The organism is Carbonatibacter coralli (genome assembly GCF_039592655.1).
Lineage (GTDB): Bacteria > Pseudomonadota > Alphaproteobacteria > Kiloniellales > Kiloniellaceae > Carbonatibacter > Carbonatibacter coralli.
Map to the genome: position 1 here is coordinate 435771 of NZ_JBBUTJ010000003.1, position 15347 is coordinate 451117.

Genomic DNA, 15347 nt, shown 5'->3' on the forward strand with positions numbered 1-15347 from the left:
CGGTTCGACAGACTGTCGATTTTCCCCGTTCTTTTCAGCACAAGGGGACAGAATCCGCATCCCCTCTTTCAAACCTAAGCTCTTAAACAAAAAAGGCAACCTTGCGGTTGCCTTTTCTCGCCGGGTAAACCCGACAGGATCTTTCGACCAACAGCGACTTATTCTTCGCCTTCAGCCTGATCATCCAACTCAGCAACAGGGCCAGAGTCCTGACCTTTTGCATCAACGTTGCGGTCCACCAGTTCGATGATGGCCATTGGAGCCATATCACCGCGGCGGAAGCCTGCCTTCAGAACGCGGGTGTAACCACCCGGGCGATCTGTGTAACGCTCAGCGATTTCGCTGAAGAGTTTGGCAACCAGAGCATCATCGCGAAGAACAGAAGCGGCCTGACGACGAGCGTGCAGGTCACCACGTTTGCCGAGAGTCACAAGTTTCTCGACAACGCGACGAAGGTCTTTTGCCTTCGGCAGGGTTGTCTTGATCTGCTCGTGCTTGATCAGGGCGTGAGCCATGTTCGCGAACATTGCTTTACGGTGGCTGCTGGTACGGTTGAGTTTACGACCGGACATTCTATGGCGCATTTCTCTTCTCCATGTCTGGTGTCTCACGCATGAGACAGATTGAACGTCAACAGGCCGCAGAACCGAAACAGGCCCGAAAGCATGTCAGCGGGCTGTGTACCTGTTGTGCTGTGCCCCTCTGGCAACAGCGGGTAAACGGGGATCCGGAGATCCCCGATCAAACCATAACGGCTGGCTGCCTTAGTAAGGCTCTTCCAGACGCTTGGCAAGCTCTTCGATGTTCTCCGGTGGCCACTCGACAATTTCCATGCCGAGGTGCAGGCCCATACCGGCGAGAACTTCCTTGATCTCGTTCAGGGACTTACGACCGAAGTTCGGAGTGCGGAGCATTTCAGCTTCGGTCTTCTGAACCAGATCACCAATGTAAACGATGTTGTCGTTCTTCAGGCAGTTTGCAGAACGAACGGACAGCTCCAGCTCGTCAACCTTGCGCAGCAGGTTGCGGTTGAACGGAGGCTCGCTTGGATGCTCTTCAACCTTCTCGGCCTGTGGCTCGTCGAAGTTGATGAAGAGTTGCAGCTGATCCTGCAGAATGCGGGATGCAACAGCCAGCGCGTCTTCCGGAGTGATGGAACCGTCGGTTTCGATTTCCATGGTCAGCTTGTCATAGTCAGTCACCTGACCAACACGCGTGTTGTCGACCTTGTAGGAAACCTTGCGAACAGGCGAGAAGATGGAATCAACCGGGATCAGACCGATTGGCGCATCTTCCAGACGGTTTTGCGCAGCAGGAATGTAGCCTTTGCCTGTGTTGACGGTCAGCTCCATGTCCAGGGTTGCACCCTGGTCAAGGTTACAGATCACCAGATCAGGGCTGAGAACCTCGACATCCGCACCGGTTTCGATCTGACCGGCAGTTACAGGACCAGGGCCTTCAGCACGCAGACGCATGCGCTTCGGACCTTCGCCTTCCATGCGCAGAGCGATGGTTTTGATGTTCAGGATGACGTCTGTCACGTCTTCACGGACACCCGGGATGGAAGAGAACTCGTGCAACACACCGTCGATTTGAATGGATGTAACCGCTGCACCCTGCAGGGAAGACAGCAGAACACGACGCAGGGCATTGCCCAGTGTCAGACCGAAACCACGCTCGAGCGGCTCGGCAACAACCTTCGCCATGCGGGTTGCGTCTTTTTCATTATCAACGACCAGATTTTCCGGCTTGATCAGTGCATTCCAGTTGGTTTGAATCACGGAATTACCTCTTGAAATAAAGGACAGGCTGTCGTTTGCCGTTGGGAGGCAACAATGGTTCCCGTCCTGTCTTTTGAGACGCCAAAAAGCCGGAAGCATTCTTCCGACTTTCTGACAGGAAAAAGCAGGATCGCCCAACGCAGACCCTGCTCAAAATCCTTGCGGATTATACGCGGCGACGCTTTGGAGGGCGACAACCGTTGTGCGGGATAGGTGTCACATCACGGATTGCAGTGATTGTGAAACCAACCGCCTGAAGCGCACGCAGAGCAGATTCACGTCCTGAACCAGGGCCCTTCACGTTGACTTCCAGGGTTTTCATACCGTGGTCCTGAGCCTTTTTACCCGCTTCTTCAGCAGCCAGCTGAGCAGCGTAAGGTGTGGACTTACGGGAACCTTTGAAACCCAGACCACCAGCAGAAGCCCAGGAAATAGCATTGCCCTGAACGTCAGTAATGGTGATGACGGTGTTGTTGAATGTAGAGTTTACGTGCGCAATGCCGGAAGAAATATTCTTCCGCTCGCGACGACGAATACGAGCCTGAGGTTTTGCCATTGGCTTAAAATCCTCTTTCCAGAATTATTTCTTCTTACCAGCGATTGCGACTGCAGGGCCTTTGCGGGTCCGTGCATTTGTACGGGTCCGCTGACCACGTACAGGCAGACGCTTACGATGACGCAGGCCGCGCAGGCAACCCAGGTCCATCAAACGCTTGATGTTCATTGCAACTTCGCGACGCAGGTCACCTTCGACAGTGAAGTTGTTGTCGATGGTTTCGCGGATGCGAAGTACTTCATCATCTGTCAGCTCATTGACCCGGCGTTCAGCCGGAATAGCAACAGCATCGCAGATTTCTTGAGCTTTTGCAGGACCAATACCGTGGATATAGGTCAATGCAATCACCACCCGTTTTTGCGTCGGGATGTTGACGCCAGCAATACGAGCCACTTAAGGTCTCCTCGCTAATCGGTTAAGGAGTATCCCATGACACTCCAGTTCAAAATCCGCGGCAGTCGTCAGAGGTGAAGGAAGACGCCGACACTTTCAACCCTTTGCCAGCGCGTCAGATACACCGCGCTATGAATGCATTGGATTGATCGCCCCTTTCTTATGATGTCACAACAGCAAAATCAAAGAAAAAAGCACACAAAAAACCAGAGCTTCTGACGATTCCTTTCCCCGATGGAATACAAACCGCCAAAAACACCGATAAACCCTGTGTTTGGCGGCGGATTATAGGCATAACAACTGCGCTGTCAATCCCTACATTCCCCGGCCCGTCAAAGAATCCTTCAGGCCGGTTCCGAACCGCAAAAAGAAAAAGCCCCGCTCTTTCGAGCAGGGCCTTTTCCTGTTTTTTATGTCTGGATCAGTTCCCGATCTGGGACAGGATCTGAAAGGTCACCTGTTCAATAGGCTGCATGCCGTCCACAGGACGCAGCATCTTGCGTTCGGAATAGAACGGCAGCACCGGCGCAGTCTGGTCGCGATAGACCTGCAGACGCTTGCGCAGGGTTTCCGCATTGTCATCTGCACGACGCTGTTCCGGAGGCGTTTCAGACACACGCTTTTCAATACGGTCAAAGAGGATCTGCTCATCAACCTGGATTTCGATAACGGCATCCAGATCAAGCCCCTTTTCAACCAGCATCGTTTCCAGGGCTTCGGCCTGGGCCACTGTGCGCGGGAAACCATCAAGGATGAAGCCCTTTGCACAGTCCGGCTCGTCAATGCGGTCCGAGATGATGCCAACCATAATATCATCGGCCACCAGCTGACCTGCGTCAATGATCGCCTTGGCCTTCTTGCCCAGCTCGGTTCCCTCGGCAATCGCTGCACGCAGCATGTCGCCGGTAGAGAGCTGAACAATTCCGAATTCCTCGACCAGAAAGGCCGCTTGTGTACCCTTCCCTGCCCCGGGAGGGCCAAAGAGAATAATGTTCATCCACGACGTCCCTTCAACTTGGACTTCTTGATAAGCCCTTCATATTGGTGAGCCACCAAGTGTGAGTGAATCTGACCAACGGTATCCATTGTTACGGAGACAACGATCAGCAAGCTCGTGCCACCGAAATAGAACGGAACGTTAAATTCCGTGATGAGGAGTTCCGGCAGCAGACAAACTGCGACAAGGTAGGAAGCCCCAACAACAGTCAGACGGTTGATAATGCGCTCCAGGAACGCAGCTGTGTTCGCACCCGGACGAATACCCGGGATAAAACCACCATGCTTCTTCAGGTTGTCGGCAGTCTCTTCAGTGTTGAAGACAATGCCGGTGTAGAAGAAAGCAAAGAAAGCAATAAGGAGCGAATAGGCTGTCAGATAGAGAACAGATCCGCGACCCAGATTTGCAGTAACCCAAGTCAGCCACTCCGGTCCGCCCGCACCCGACAGGTTAGCAGCAGAAAGCGGCATCAGCAGCAGAGAGGACGCAAAGATCGCAGGAATCACACCGGAAACGTTCAGTTTGATTGGCAGGTGAGACGAATCACCACCAAAGATCTTGTTGCCAACCTGACGCTTTGGATACTGGACAATCACACGGCGGTGCGCACGCTCACAGGCAACGATACCTGCGATAATGAAAGGCACAGCCAGGATGATCACAGCCACGATACCGTTGCTTTGTCCCAGAGAGAACGCTTCAGCCAGCGCAAGAGGCAGGTTCGCCACAATACCGGAGAAGATGATCAGGGAAATACCGTTGCCGATACCACGCTGGGTGATCTGCTCGCCCAGCCACATCAGGAAGACAGTACCACCGGTCAGGGTGATCACAGTGGAGATACGGAAGAACATACCCGGATCAATCACCGCGCTCCCGAAACCGGAAGCACCCGCAGCTTCCAGACCGACAGCAATACCGTAAGCCTGTACAGACGCCAGAAGAACAGTCCCGTAACGGGTGTACTGGTTGATCTTCTTGCGGCCCGCCTCACCCTCTTTCTTCATCGCCTCGATCGAAGGAACAATCGCGGTCATGAGCTGCATGATGATCGATGCAGAAATGTAGGGGAAGATGTTCAGTGCGAAGATGGTCATACGCTCGAGCGCACCGCCGGAAAAGGCGTTGAACATATCCAGCACACCACCGGACTGACTGCTGTAGATCTGGCGGAAGGTTTCCGGATCGATTCCTGGCAGTGGGATATATGTTCCAAGGCGATAGATGATCAGCGCACCCAGGGTGAACCAGATGCGTTTCTTGAGGTCTGTCGCTTTGGACAGGGCGCTGAAATTCATATTCTGCGCGAGCTGTTCGGCAGCAGAGGCCATGAGACCTGATCTCCGATAAATGTTGTCAAATTCTTAAAGAGAGACTTTACCTAGCAAATTAACTCCCGCTTCGCAAACACGAAAAAACGGCGGCATCTCAAAAGATTGAGACAACCGCCGTTTTCATGCAGCAAAGAGCTATTACTTGCTTTCAGTAACAGTCACGCTACCACCTGCTTTCTCAACAGCTGCAACAGCTGTTTTGGAAGCACCGGCAACAGTGATGTTGACTTTCGCAGTCAGTTCACCGCTACCCAGCAGACGGATACCGTCGCGGGCTTTGGTGATCAGACCGGAAGCAATCAGTGCATCTGTATCAATGGCGCTGGAAGCATCGATTTTCTTTGCGTCGATCGCTGCTTGCAGACGGCCAATGTTCAGTGGCACGTAATCCTTGCGGAAAATGTTGTTGAAACCACGTTTCGGCAGGCGGCGGTGCAGAGGCATCTGACCACCTTCGAAGCCTTTGATGGCTACGCCGGAACGGGACTTCTGACCCTTGTGACCGCCACCGGCGTTTTTGCCGTAGCCGGAACCGGTACCACGACCGACGCGTTTGCGGTCTTTTGTAGCACCAGGGTTATCGGAAAGCTGATTGAGCTTCATAGTATTGGTCCCAGTTTCCCAATCTCGGTGAGATGAGGAGGAGGCTTACGCCTCCACCACTTTCACAAGATGGCTCACCTTGTTGATCATGCCACGAACAGAAGGAGTGTCTTCCAGTGTACGTTGGCGGTTCATTTTGTTCAGGCCGAGGCCTACCAGAGTCGCACGCTGATCTTTTGTACGACCAATCGGGCTGCCGATCTGAACAACGGTGATGGTTTTTTTCTTAGCCATGGTTCATTACCCCTCAAGCTTCTGCTTCGGGACGTGAGCCAAGGATATCGGAAACCTTCTTGCCGCGACGTTGCGCAACCATACGAGGGCTGCGGCTACGACCCAGGCCTTCGAAAGCGGCCTTGATCATGTTGTGCGGGTTGGAGGTCCCGTTAGACTTGGCAACAACGTCCTGAACGCCAACGGCTTCGAATACTGCACGCAGCGGACCACCGGCAATGATACCGGTACCAACTGGCGCAGAACGCAGGACAACTTTACCAGCACCGAAGTGACCTTTCACGTCGTGGTGAAGGGTACGACCCTCACGCAGCGGAACGCGGATCATTTTGCGTTTCGCATCTTCGGTAGCCTTACGGATGGCTTCAGGAACTTCACGAGCCTTACCGGTGCCGTAGCCAACGCGGCCACGACCATCACCAACAACGACCATCGCAGCGAAGCCGAAACGACGACCACCTTTGACAACCTTGGCAACACGGTTGATACCGACCAGTTTCTCGATCAGTTCTGATTCCTGATCGCGATTGCGATCTTCTTTTTGTGCACGAGCCATTACTGATCCCCTTAGAACTTCAGGCCGGCTTCACGGGCAGCATCAGCAACAGCCTTTACACGACCGTGGAAGATATAACCACCACGATCAAAGACCACTTCACTGACACCAGCCGCAAGGGCACGTTCACCGATCAGCTTGCCAACAGACGCGGCTGCATTCACATCAGCACCTGTTTTCAGCTGTTTTTTAAGATCACCTTCCAGGCTGGAGGCAGCAGCAACGGTTACACCCTTGCTGTCGTCAATCACCTGAGCGTAGATGTTCTTGCTCGAACGAAAAACTGACAAACGCAGACGGCCACCAGCTTTACGTCGGATCTGTGTACGAACGCGGCGTTTGCGGCGCTCATTGAGAGATACGTTTTGCATGGTTACTTCTTCTTGCCTTCCTTGCGCAGGATTACTTCGTCCGCATACTTCACACCTTTGCCCTTGTAAGGCTCTGGTGGGCGGTAAGCGCGGATATTCGCAGCAACCTGACCAACAAGCTGTTTGTCACGACCGGAAACGCGTACGGATGTAGGCTTTTCACACTTGATCTCGATACCCTCAGGAATGGGGAAGAGAACATCGTGGGAGAAACCGAGAGACAGGTTCAGAGTTTGACCCTGAACTTGCGCACGGTAACCAACACCGTTGATTTCCAGCTCTTTCGCAAAGCCGTTGGAAACACCTTCCACCAGGTTACTGATGCGTGCACGGGCTGTACCCCACATGGAGCGAGCCTTTTTGCTGTCGTTAACAGGTGTTACAACGACGGACTTGTCTTCAACTGCGATTTTTACATCTTCAGTTGCTACAAAGGACAGCTCGCCGAGCTTGCCTTTGGCTTTAACGGTTACACCGTCAACAGTTACTTCCACACCGTCAGGAATTGCGACGGGGTTCTTACCAACACGTGACATGTGGTTCCCTCCCCTTAGAATACCTGGCAGAGGACTTCACCGCCAACATTGGCAGCGCGAGCCTCATTGTCTGACATCACGCCACTTGGAGTGGACAGGATTGTGATACCAAGACCGTTGTAGAAACGGGACAATTCCTTGATTTTGGAGTAAACCCGACGGCCAGGACGGGAAACACGGTTGATCTCGGAGATCGCCGCTTCGCCGTCAGCATACTTGAGTTCTACAACGAACTCGTTGATGCCCTTACGGATTTCTTCTTCGGAATACCCACGAATGTAACCTTCACGCAACAGGACTTCCAGGACGCTTGCGCGCAGTTTGGAAGCCGGAGTACGAACGGAGGCTTTGCCTACCCGTTGTCCATTGCGGATGCGGGTTAGCATATCCCCCAAGGGATCGCTCATCGCCATCTCGCAGATCCTTTCATTACCAGCTAGATTTCACGACGCCTGGAACCTGGCCAACGGAGGCCAGATCACGCAGGGCGATACGAGACATCTTGAACTTGCGATAGAACGCACGAGGACGACCTGTCACTTCACAACGGTTGCGAAGACGGATCTTGGATCCGTCACGCTTCAGCTGAGCCAGCTTCAGGTTAGCCATGAAACGCTCTTCGGGAGAAACATCACGGTTGGTCGCGAGTGCTTTGAGTTCAGCGCGCTTTTCAGCTTGCTGAGCCACCAGGCGCTCACGACGCTTGTTTTTCGCTACGGCAGATTTCTTTGCCATTATACTGTTCCTTTCAGCCCTTATTTCTCAAAAGGCATATCGAAAGCCTTCAGAAGCGCATGCGCTTCGTCGTCAGACTTCGCAGTGGTACAGATTGTGATGTTCATCCCGCGGATCTCGTCGATCTGGTCGTATTCGATCTCTGGGAAAACGATCTGTTCTTTCAGACCCATGTTGTAGTTACCTTGACCGTCAAATGCCTTGGCAGATACACCACGGAAGTCGCGAACACGCGGCAGGGCAATGGTGATCAGACGATCGAGGAATTCGTACATCTGGGCCCCGCGAAGAGTGACCTTGCAGCCGAGGGGCATACCGTCACGAACCTTGAAACCCGCGATGGATTTCTTGGCACGAGTGATCACAGGCTTCTGACCTGTGATTTTGGTGAGCTCCTCAGCCGCAGCTTTCACTTTCTTGGAGTCTTGCACGGCTTTACCAACACCGATGTTCAGAACGACTTTTTCAAGACGTGGCATCATCATCGGGTTGGAGTAGTTAAACTGCTCGGTCAGAGCCGGTTTAACTGTATCTTCGAAGTGTTTTTTCAAACGCGGCTGCATTTCAGGTTACTCCTGCTTACGCGTCAATTGCTTCGCCAGACTTCTTGGCGAAGCGCACCTTGTTGCCCTTGTCGTCAACGCGGAAACCAACACGGGTCGCCTCGCCGGACTTCGGATCAACATGTGCAACGTTTGAAACGTGGATGGGAGCTTCTTTCTCGACGATCCCACCTGCGGATACCTGGGAAGGACGCGTGTGGCGCTTCACAATGTTCACACCCTGGACAACGATACGGTTCTCCTTGGTCAGAACAGAAAGCACTTCGCCTTTCTTACCCTGGTCGCGACCGGTTGTCACAACAACCTGGTCACCTTTTTTAATTCTTTGTGCCATGATTACAGAACCTCCGGTGCCAGAGATACGATTTTCATGAAGTTGCGCGCACGCAGCTCACGAGTAACCGGGCCAAAAATACGAGTACCAATCGGCTCGTCCTGCTTGTTCAGCAGAACTGCAGAGTTGGTGTCGAAACGGATCGAGGTGCCATCCGGACGGCGAATTTCCTTCGCTGTACGAACGATGACGGCACGGTGAACATCACCTTTCTTCACGCGACCGCGTGGAATGGCTTCCTTTACGGAAACCTTGATGATGTCACCAACACCAGCGGTTTTGCGTTTGGAACCGCCAAGCACCTTGATGCACTGGACTCGACGCGCGCCGGAGTTGTCGGCGACATCAAGTTGAGTTTGCATCTGGATCATTGGTTCAATCCTTACTTATGCGTCAGAAGTCTCGGACACCACTGTCCAGGACTTGGTCTTGGAAATTGGTGTGCACTCGATGATGCGAACGGTATCGCCTTCGCTGAAGGCGTTGTTCTCATCGTGAGCGTGATACTTCTTGGAACGCTTGATGAACTTTTTATAAATCGGGTGCATTACGCGACGCTCAACAAGAACAGTTACTGTCTTGTCAGTTTTGTCACTCACAACAACACCCTGTAGAACACGCCGTGGCATGGTCGAACTCCTTAGGAGGTAGCCTGCAGAGACTGCAGGACAGTTTTTACGCGGGCGATGTCGCGACGCACGAGGCGTGCACGAGCTGTGTTCTCCAGCTGGCCGGAAGCCGCCTGGAAACGCAGGTTGAACTGCTCTTTGCGAAGAGTTGCCAGTTCAGCTTTCAGCTCATCGACAGACTTGGTGCGAAGATCAGAAGCTTTCATTACTTTTCTCCCTCACCTGGACGTACGATAAACTTGGTCTGAACAGGAAGTTTCGCAGATGCCAGTTTAAAGGCATCACGAGCCAGTTCCAACGGAACACCGTCCAGTTCGAACATGACACGTCCGGGTTTGACTTTGGCAGCCCACCATTCCGGGTTACCTTTACCTTTACCCTGACGAACCTCAGCGGGTTTAGAGGACACAGGAGTGTCCGGAAAGATGCGGATCCACAGTTTACCGACACGCTTCATGTGACGGGTAACAGAACGACGAGCCGCTTCAATCTGACGGGCGGAAACACGACCAGGGCTAACGGCCTTGAGACCGTATGCACCGAAATTCAGTTCGGTGCCACCCTTTGCAGTGCCGTGGATCCGGCCTTTATGTGCTTTGCGGAATTTCGTCCGCTTTGGTTGCAACATTTTTCTATTTCCTCAAGCTGAGCCCGCGTTAGCGAGCTGCCTGTGAATCCTGAGCGCGTTTGTCCATAGCCATAGGATCGTGCGCCAGCACCTCACCTTTGAAGATCCAGACCTTGACGCCCAGGATCCCGTAGGTTGTCAGTGCGCGAGCTTCAGCGTAGTCAATCTCCGCACGCAGTGTGTGGAGAGGAACACGGCCTTCACGATACCACTCGGTGCGCGCGATCTCTGCACCACCCAGACGGCCGGCACAGTTGATACGAACACCTTGAGCGCCGAGGCGCATAGCGGACTGAACCGCACGCTTCATTGCACGACGGAATGCTACGCGACGTTCTAGCTGAGAACAGATGTTCTCTGCAACCAAATTCGCATCCAGTTCAGGCTTGCGAATTTCGACGATGTTCAGATGAACTTCGGAAGAAGTCATTTTCTGAAGTGCGCCACGCAGTTTTTCAATATCCGCGCCTTTTTTACCGATCACAACGCCCGGACGAGCAGTGTAGATGGTAACGCGTGCTTTCTTGGCCGGGCGCTCCACAACGATGCGGGAGATACCGGCCTGCTTCAGCTTTTTACGCAGGAATTCACGAATGCGCAGGTCTTCATGCAGCAGATCGGCATAATCACCATCTGCAAACCAGCGGGAGTCCCAAGTACGGTTGATACCGACGCGAAGACCGATTGGATTAATTTTCTGACCCATTATGCGGCCTCCTCGCGTTCACGGACAACAACAGTCAGGCGGGACCATGGCTTGAGCAGACGACCAACACGGCCGCGTGCACGAGCACGGAAGCGCTTCATGACGAAGCTCTTGCCGACATAAGCCTCTGCAATGTAGAGACGGTCAACATCGAGCTGATGATTGTTTTCAGCGTTCGCAATTGCTGCTTGCACGGCTTTTTTGACTTCTTCAGCGATACGACGCTTGTTGAAAGTCAGTTCTGCCAGTGCAACCTCCGCGGACTTGCCACGGATAGAAGCTGCAACCAGGTTGAGCTTCTGAGCAGAAGTACGAAGATTGACAGCAACTGCGCGAGCTTCGTTGTCTGCCAACGCGCGTTCACGTGTAGACTTGCTCATTTTCTGCCTTTCTTCGCTTTCTTGTCCACACCGTGACCGTAGTAGGTACGGGATGGAGCGAATTCACCGAACTTGTGACCAACCATGTTCTCGGAAACGAGAACAGGGATGTGCTTCTGGCCGTTATAGACGCCAAACGTCAAACCAACAAACTGTGGCATGATCGTGGAGCGACGAGACCAGGTCTTGACGATTTCGTTGCGACCAGCAGAACGAACTGCTTCTGCCTTCTTGAGAAGGTAGGCGTCAACGAAAGGGCCTTTCCATACGGAGCGAGCCATAGTACTAGCCTTCCTCGATTAACGTTTGTTACTGCGACGACGAATGATCAGACCATCCGTCTTCTTGTTGCGACGGGTCTTGGCACCCTTGGTCGGCTTACCCCATGGTGTCACTGGGTGACGACCACCGGATGTACGACCTTCACCACCACCGTGCGGGTGATCGATCGGGTTCATGGCAACACCACGAACAGCGCCGCGACGACCCAGCCAACGGTTACGACCAGCCTTACCAAGGTTCTGGTTGGAGTTGTCCGGGTTGGACACCGCACCGATTGTCGCCTTGCACTCACCGCGAACCAGACGAAGTTCGCCGGAGCTCAGACGGATCTGTGCGTAGGGACCATCACGACCAACAAGCTGAACGTAAGAGCCTGCAGAACGCGCCAGCTGACCGCCCTTGCCTGCTTTCAGTTCAACGTTGTGAACGATGGAACCAACCGGAACCGCGCTCAGAGGCATGGTGTTACCGGGCTTCACGTCCGCCTTGGCAGCAGAGATGACCTGGTCACCTACTGCAAGACGTTGTGGAGCCAGGATGTAAGCCAGCTCACCGTCGGTGTATTCGATCAGGGCGATAAACGCAGTACGGTTCGGATCGTATTCGATACGCTGAACTGTGCCTGGAACGTCAAGCTTGTTACGCTTGAAGTCGACCAGACGGTAGCTGCGCTTGTGACCACCACCACGACGACGCATGGTGATACGACCGGTGTTGTTACGACCACCGGACTTGGTCAGACCCTCAGTGAGTTTCTTGACCGGCTTGCCTTTGTAAAGCTCGGACCGATCAATCAGGACCAGGTTACGTTGGCTTGGCGTAACCGGATTAAAGGTTTTCAAAGCCATCGGTTCAGATTCCTGTTGTCACGTCGATGCTGTGGCCTTCTTCCAGGGTCACGATCGCTTTTTTGTAATCAGAGCGACGGCCTGGACGACCACGGAAACGCTTGCTCTTACCAGCCTGACGGATGGTATTCACAGCCTTTACCTTAACACCGAAAAGTGCTTCAACGGCCGCACCGATTTCCGGCTTGGTCGCATCGAGGGAAACCTGGAATGTGACCTGATTGTGGTCAGCACCCAGAGTGGATTTTTCTGTTACGACAGGGCGACGAAGGATTTCGTATGTACGCTCTGTAGAAACAACTACCGCCGGGGTAGCTTTGCGTGCACGTGCTCTGCTCATGACAGTCGAGCCTCCAGCGCTTCAACAGCGTCCTTGGTCAGAACCAGTGTGTCGCGACGCAGGATGTCGTAAACGTTCGCACCCTGAGAAGGCAGCACATCTACACCCGGAATGTTGCGAGCAGCGCGAGCGAAGTTTTCGCTTACGGATGCACCATCAACGATCAGGGCAGAAGACCAACCGAGACCTGCAAGTGTTTTGGCAACAGCGGAGGTTTTCGCTTCACCCACGTTCAGGCTGTCCAGAACAATCAGCTTGCCTTCTGCAGCTTTTGCAGAAAGAGCTGTTTTCAGAGCCAGCTTGCGCACTTTCTTCGGCAGTTCGATAGCGTGATCACGAACGCGTGGACCGTGAACAACACCACCACCACGGAAGATGTTCGCACGGATGGAACCGTGACGTGCACCGCCGCCCTTCTGGCGCTTGATTTTGCGTGTGGAGCCAGACACTTCACCGCGCTCTTTCACCTTGTGGGTGCCAGCGCGACGCTTTGCCAGCTGATAGTTGACCATGCGAGACAGGATGTCGCCGCGAACGGTCAGACCGAACACAGCATCATTCAGCTCGATGTCACCGGCTTTTTTGTTTTCGAGGGAAGTAACCGCGATTTTCATGGGTTATGCATCCTTCTCTTCAGACGCTTCTGCTTCAGCAGGAGCAGCTTCACCAGCTTTCAGACCGGCAGGGAACGGAACGCCTTCAGGAAGCGCACGCTTCACTGCATCGCGAACAAACACCCAACCGCCTTTTGAGCCAGGGATTGCACCCTTGATCATCAGAAGACCATTTTCAGCATCAGCGGCAACCACTTCAAGGTTCTGGGTTGTCACACGACGGTCACCCATATGACCAGCCATTTTCTTACCCTTGAAAACCTTGCCCGGGTCCTGGCTGTTACCAGTGGAACCGTGGGAACGGTGGGAGATGGAAACACCGTGTGACGCACGAAGACCACCGAAGTTGTGGCGTTTCATGGCACCGGCAAAACCCTTACCGATAGAGGTACCGGTTACATCCACATACTGACCCGCAATGAAGTGGTCTGCAGAGATCTCTGCACCAACTTCGAGAAGCGCATCAGCAGACACGCGGAACTCGGCCACGGTCTTTTTGGGAGCAACTTTAGCTTTTGCGAAGTGACCACGCTCAGCTTTGCTGACGTTTTTCACTTTCGCCTCACCGCTACCCAGCTGAACGGCTGTGTAGCCGTCACGATCCTGGGTGCGAACATCTACAACCTGACAGCTGTCCAGTTTCAGAACAGTAACAGGAACGTGGCTCCCGTCGTCTGTAAAGACACGAGACATGCCAAGTTTTTGCGCAATAATTCCCGTACGCATCTCAATCAGCCTTTCAGTTTGATCTCGACATCAACACCGGCAGCCAGATCGAGCTTCATCAGCGCGTCTACGGTCTGTGGAGTTGGTTCGATGATATCCAGAAGACGTTTGTGCGTACGCATTTCGAATTGCTCACGGCTCTTCTTGTCAATGTGAGGACCACGAAGAACGGTGAATTTCTCGATACGTGTTGGCAGCGGGATCGGGCCACGCACCTGCGCGCCAGTCCGTTTTGCCGTATTTACGATCTCGGAAGTGGATTGATCCAGCACCCGGTGATCGTATGCCTTAAGGCGGATACGAATGTTTTGGCTGTCCATTTTCAGCCACCTTTGATTAACCCGTTCTTACCTTGGCATTGCCAGAGGCATTGGAACGCCGTTAACCCCTTTCTTGTTCGATAAGAGTCAAACATAAACGAAACCCGTTTTTTCCGCCCCTCAAAAGAAAGCCGGGTAAAAACAGGTAACGGGGCGTTCTAATAACAGAACGCCCCGTTACAGGCAATGCCTAATTTAAAGAAACGATAACTTTTACGCCTCGAAGCTCTAAAACGGCTTCCAAAACCCGCTTTTGAAGCGGATTTCAGATATTACTTGCTGATGTCGCCAACGACGCCGGCACCAACAGTACGACCACCTTCACGGATCGCGAAACGCAGACCCTTGTCCATGGCGATCGGAGCGATCAGCTCAACGTTGATCTTCACGTTGTCGCCAGGCATGACCATTTCAGTACCTTCTTCCAGAGTAACAACACCGGTTACGTCTGTGGTACGGAAATAGAACTGTGGACGGTAGTTGCCGAAGAATGGCGTGTGACGACCACCCTCTTCCTTCGTCAGGATGTAGCACTCAGCAGAGAAGTGTGTGTGCGGTGTGATGGAACCCGGCTTCGCAAGAACCTGACCACGCTCAACGTCTTCACGGCCAACACCACGCAGAAGGGCACCGATGTTGTCGCCAGCCTGGCCCTGGTCCAGAAGCTTGCGGAACATTTCAACACCTGTACAGGTGGTTTTCTGAGTGTCACGGATACCAACGATCTCGATTTCCTCACCAACCTTCACGATACCGGTCTCAACACGGCCGGTCACAACTGTACCGCGACCGGAAATGGAGAACACGTCCTCGATCGGCATCAGGAAGTCCTGGTCAACAGGACGATCCGGTGTCGGGATGTACTCGTCAACAGCAGCCAT

The 15347-nt window shown here is 53.4% G+C and carries 28 protein-coding genes; all 28 read right to left on the bottom strand.

The genetic code is table 11. The features are described 5' to 3' along the window. Window positions 1-158: 158 nt before the first annotated feature. Window positions 159-584 (bottom strand): 50S ribosomal protein L17, encoded by a 426-nt coding sequence (gene rplQ / locus AAAH10_RS10465; protein ID WP_343563243.1) that lies wholly within the window; start codon window positions 582-584, stop codon window positions 159-161. A 180-nt stretch (window positions 585-764) separates the two neighbouring features. Further along, the gene (locus tag AAAH10_RS10470) at window positions 765-1781 is read right to left on the bottom strand and encodes a DNA-directed RNA polymerase subunit alpha (RefSeq protein ID WP_343563244.1); all 1017 of its coding nucleotides are present in this window, start codon (window positions 1779-1781) and stop codon (window positions 765-767) included. A 166-nt stretch (window positions 1782-1947) separates the two neighbouring features. Continuing rightward, window positions 1948-2337 carry a 30S ribosomal protein S11 gene (rpsK, locus tag AAAH10_RS10475; protein WP_343563246.1) on the bottom strand — a complete coding sequence of 130 codons (390 nt, stop codon included), beginning with the start codon at window positions 2335-2337 and terminating at the stop codon, window positions 1948-1950. A gap of 24 nt (window positions 2338-2361) precedes the next feature. Continuing rightward, window positions 2362-2730, bottom strand: coding sequence for a 30S ribosomal protein S13 (gene rpsM / locus AAAH10_RS10480; protein ID WP_343563247.1), 369 nt, complete (start codon window positions 2728-2730; stop codon window positions 2362-2364). Between the two features lie 421 nt (window positions 2731-3151). Then, the gene (locus AAAH10_RS10485) at window positions 3152-3727 is read right to left on the bottom strand and encodes an adenylate kinase (RefSeq protein WP_343563249.1); all 576 of its coding nucleotides are present in this window, start codon (window positions 3725-3727) and stop codon (window positions 3152-3154) included. Beyond that, window positions 3724-5058, bottom strand: coding sequence for a preprotein translocase subunit SecY (gene secY, locus AAAH10_RS10490; RefSeq protein ID WP_343563251.1), 1335 nt, complete (start codon window positions 5056-5058; stop codon window positions 3724-3726). Before secY ends, AAAH10_RS10485 begins: the two co-directional genes overlap by 4 nt. 141 nt (window positions 5059-5199) lie before the next feature. Beyond that, window positions 5200-5664: a 50S ribosomal protein L15 gene (rplO, locus tag AAAH10_RS10495; protein WP_343563253.1), complete on the bottom strand. Its 465-nt coding sequence runs from the start codon at window positions 5662-5664 to the stop codon at window positions 5200-5202. A 45-nt stretch (window positions 5665-5709) separates the two neighbouring features. Next, a complete protein-coding gene (gene rpmD, locus AAAH10_RS10500) occupies window positions 5710-5898 on the bottom strand; it encodes a 50S ribosomal protein L30 (protein WP_343563255.1) in 189 nt (62 codons plus the stop codon). A 13-nt stretch (window positions 5899-5911) separates the two neighbouring features. Continuing rightward, the gene (gene rpsE, locus AAAH10_RS10505; RefSeq protein ID WP_343563257.1) at window positions 5912-6454 is read right to left on the bottom strand and encodes a 30S ribosomal protein S5; all 543 of its coding nucleotides are present in this window, start codon (window positions 6452-6454) and stop codon (window positions 5912-5914) included. A gap of 11 nt (window positions 6455-6465) precedes the next feature. Further along, window positions 6466-6825 (bottom strand): 50S ribosomal protein L18, encoded by a 360-nt coding sequence (gene rplR, locus AAAH10_RS10510; protein ID WP_343563259.1) that lies wholly within the window; start codon window positions 6823-6825, stop codon window positions 6466-6468. A gap of 2 nt (window positions 6826-6827) precedes the next feature. Next, window positions 6828-7361, bottom strand: coding sequence for a 50S ribosomal protein L6 (gene rplF / locus AAAH10_RS10515; protein WP_343563261.1), 534 nt, complete (start codon window positions 7359-7361; stop codon window positions 6828-6830). A 14-nt stretch (window positions 7362-7375) separates the two neighbouring features. Further along, on the bottom strand, window positions 7376-7774 hold the full coding sequence (gene rpsH, locus AAAH10_RS10520) for a 30S ribosomal protein S8 (RefSeq protein WP_343563264.1): 399 nt from the start codon (window positions 7772-7774) through the stop codon (window positions 7376-7378). 16 nt (window positions 7775-7790) lie between these two features. After that, window positions 7791-8096: a 30S ribosomal protein S14 gene (rpsN, locus tag AAAH10_RS10525; RefSeq protein WP_343563266.1), complete on the bottom strand. Its 306-nt coding sequence runs from the start codon at window positions 8094-8096 to the stop codon at window positions 7791-7793. A 20-nt stretch (window positions 8097-8116) separates the two neighbouring features. After that, window positions 8117-8659, bottom strand: a complete 543-nt coding sequence (gene rplE, locus AAAH10_RS10530; protein WP_343563269.1) for a 50S ribosomal protein L5 — start codon at window positions 8657-8659, stop codon at window positions 8117-8119. A gap of 16 nt (window positions 8660-8675) precedes the next feature. Next, on the bottom strand, window positions 8676-8996 hold the full coding sequence (gene rplX, locus AAAH10_RS10535; protein ID WP_343563308.1) for a 50S ribosomal protein L24: 321 nt from the start codon (window positions 8994-8996) through the stop codon (window positions 8676-8678). Then, entirely contained in the window at window positions 8996-9364 is a 369-nt protein-coding gene (gene rplN, locus AAAH10_RS10540) for a 50S ribosomal protein L14 (RefSeq protein WP_343563271.1), read from the bottom strand. The genes rplX and rplN overlap by 1 nt, the downstream gene beginning before the upstream one ends. A 15-nt stretch (window positions 9365-9379) precedes the next feature. After that, window positions 9380-9622: a 30S ribosomal protein S17 gene (rpsQ, locus tag AAAH10_RS10545; RefSeq protein ID WP_343563273.1), complete on the bottom strand. Its 243-nt coding sequence runs from the start codon at window positions 9620-9622 to the stop codon at window positions 9380-9382. Window positions 9623-9633: 11 nt separating this feature from the next. Then, on the bottom strand, window positions 9634-9828 hold the full coding sequence (gene rpmC / locus AAAH10_RS10550; protein ID WP_343563275.1) for a 50S ribosomal protein L29: 195 nt from the start codon (window positions 9826-9828) through the stop codon (window positions 9634-9636). Further along, window positions 9828-10250 (bottom strand): 50S ribosomal protein L16, encoded by a 423-nt coding sequence (gene rplP / locus AAAH10_RS10555; protein WP_343563277.1) that lies wholly within the window; start codon window positions 10248-10250, stop codon window positions 9828-9830. The genes rpmC and rplP overlap by 1 nt, the downstream gene beginning before the upstream one ends. Before the next feature lie 28 nt (window positions 10251-10278). Further along, complete coding sequence (rpsC, locus tag AAAH10_RS10560; protein WP_343563279.1) at window positions 10279-10956, bottom strand: 30S ribosomal protein S3; 678 nt, start codon at window positions 10954-10956, stop codon at window positions 10279-10281. Continuing rightward, complete coding sequence (gene rplV, locus AAAH10_RS10565) at window positions 10956-11336, bottom strand: 50S ribosomal protein L22 (RefSeq protein WP_343563281.1); 381 nt, start codon at window positions 11334-11336, stop codon at window positions 10956-10958. The genes rpsC and rplV overlap by 1 nt, the downstream gene beginning before the upstream one ends. Further along, window positions 11333-11617, bottom strand: coding sequence for a 30S ribosomal protein S19 (rpsS, locus tag AAAH10_RS10570; RefSeq protein WP_343563284.1), 285 nt, complete (start codon window positions 11615-11617; stop codon window positions 11333-11335). Before rpsS ends, rplV begins: the two co-directional genes overlap by 4 nt. An 18-nt stretch (window positions 11618-11635) precedes the next feature. Continuing rightward, complete coding sequence (gene rplB / locus AAAH10_RS10575; protein WP_343563285.1) at window positions 11636-12466, bottom strand: 50S ribosomal protein L2; 831 nt, start codon at window positions 12464-12466, stop codon at window positions 11636-11638. 4 nt (window positions 12467-12470) lie between these two features. Further along, the gene (locus AAAH10_RS10580) at window positions 12471-12806 is read right to left on the bottom strand and encodes a 50S ribosomal protein L23 (protein ID WP_343563286.1); all 336 of its coding nucleotides are present in this window, start codon (window positions 12804-12806) and stop codon (window positions 12471-12473) included. Beyond that, a complete protein-coding gene (gene rplD, locus AAAH10_RS10585) occupies window positions 12803-13420 on the bottom strand; it encodes a 50S ribosomal protein L4 (RefSeq protein ID WP_343563288.1) in 618 nt (205 codons plus the stop codon). Before rplD ends, AAAH10_RS10580 begins: the two co-directional genes overlap by 4 nt. 3 nt (window positions 13421-13423) lie before the next feature. Beyond that, the gene (rplC, locus tag AAAH10_RS10590; RefSeq protein WP_343563290.1) at window positions 13424-14146 is read right to left on the bottom strand and encodes a 50S ribosomal protein L3; all 723 of its coding nucleotides are present in this window, start codon (window positions 14144-14146) and stop codon (window positions 13424-13426) included. Between the two features lie 5 nt (window positions 14147-14151). Next, window positions 14152-14466 (bottom strand): 30S ribosomal protein S10, encoded by a 315-nt coding sequence (rpsJ, locus tag AAAH10_RS10595; RefSeq protein ID WP_343563292.1) that lies wholly within the window; start codon window positions 14464-14466, stop codon window positions 14152-14154. A gap of 272 nt (window positions 14467-14738) precedes the next feature. Beyond that, the coding region (locus AAAH10_RS10600) for an EF-Tu C-terminal domain-related protein (RefSeq protein ID WP_343563294.1) at window positions 14739-15347 on the bottom strand (609 nt) is incomplete at its 5' end.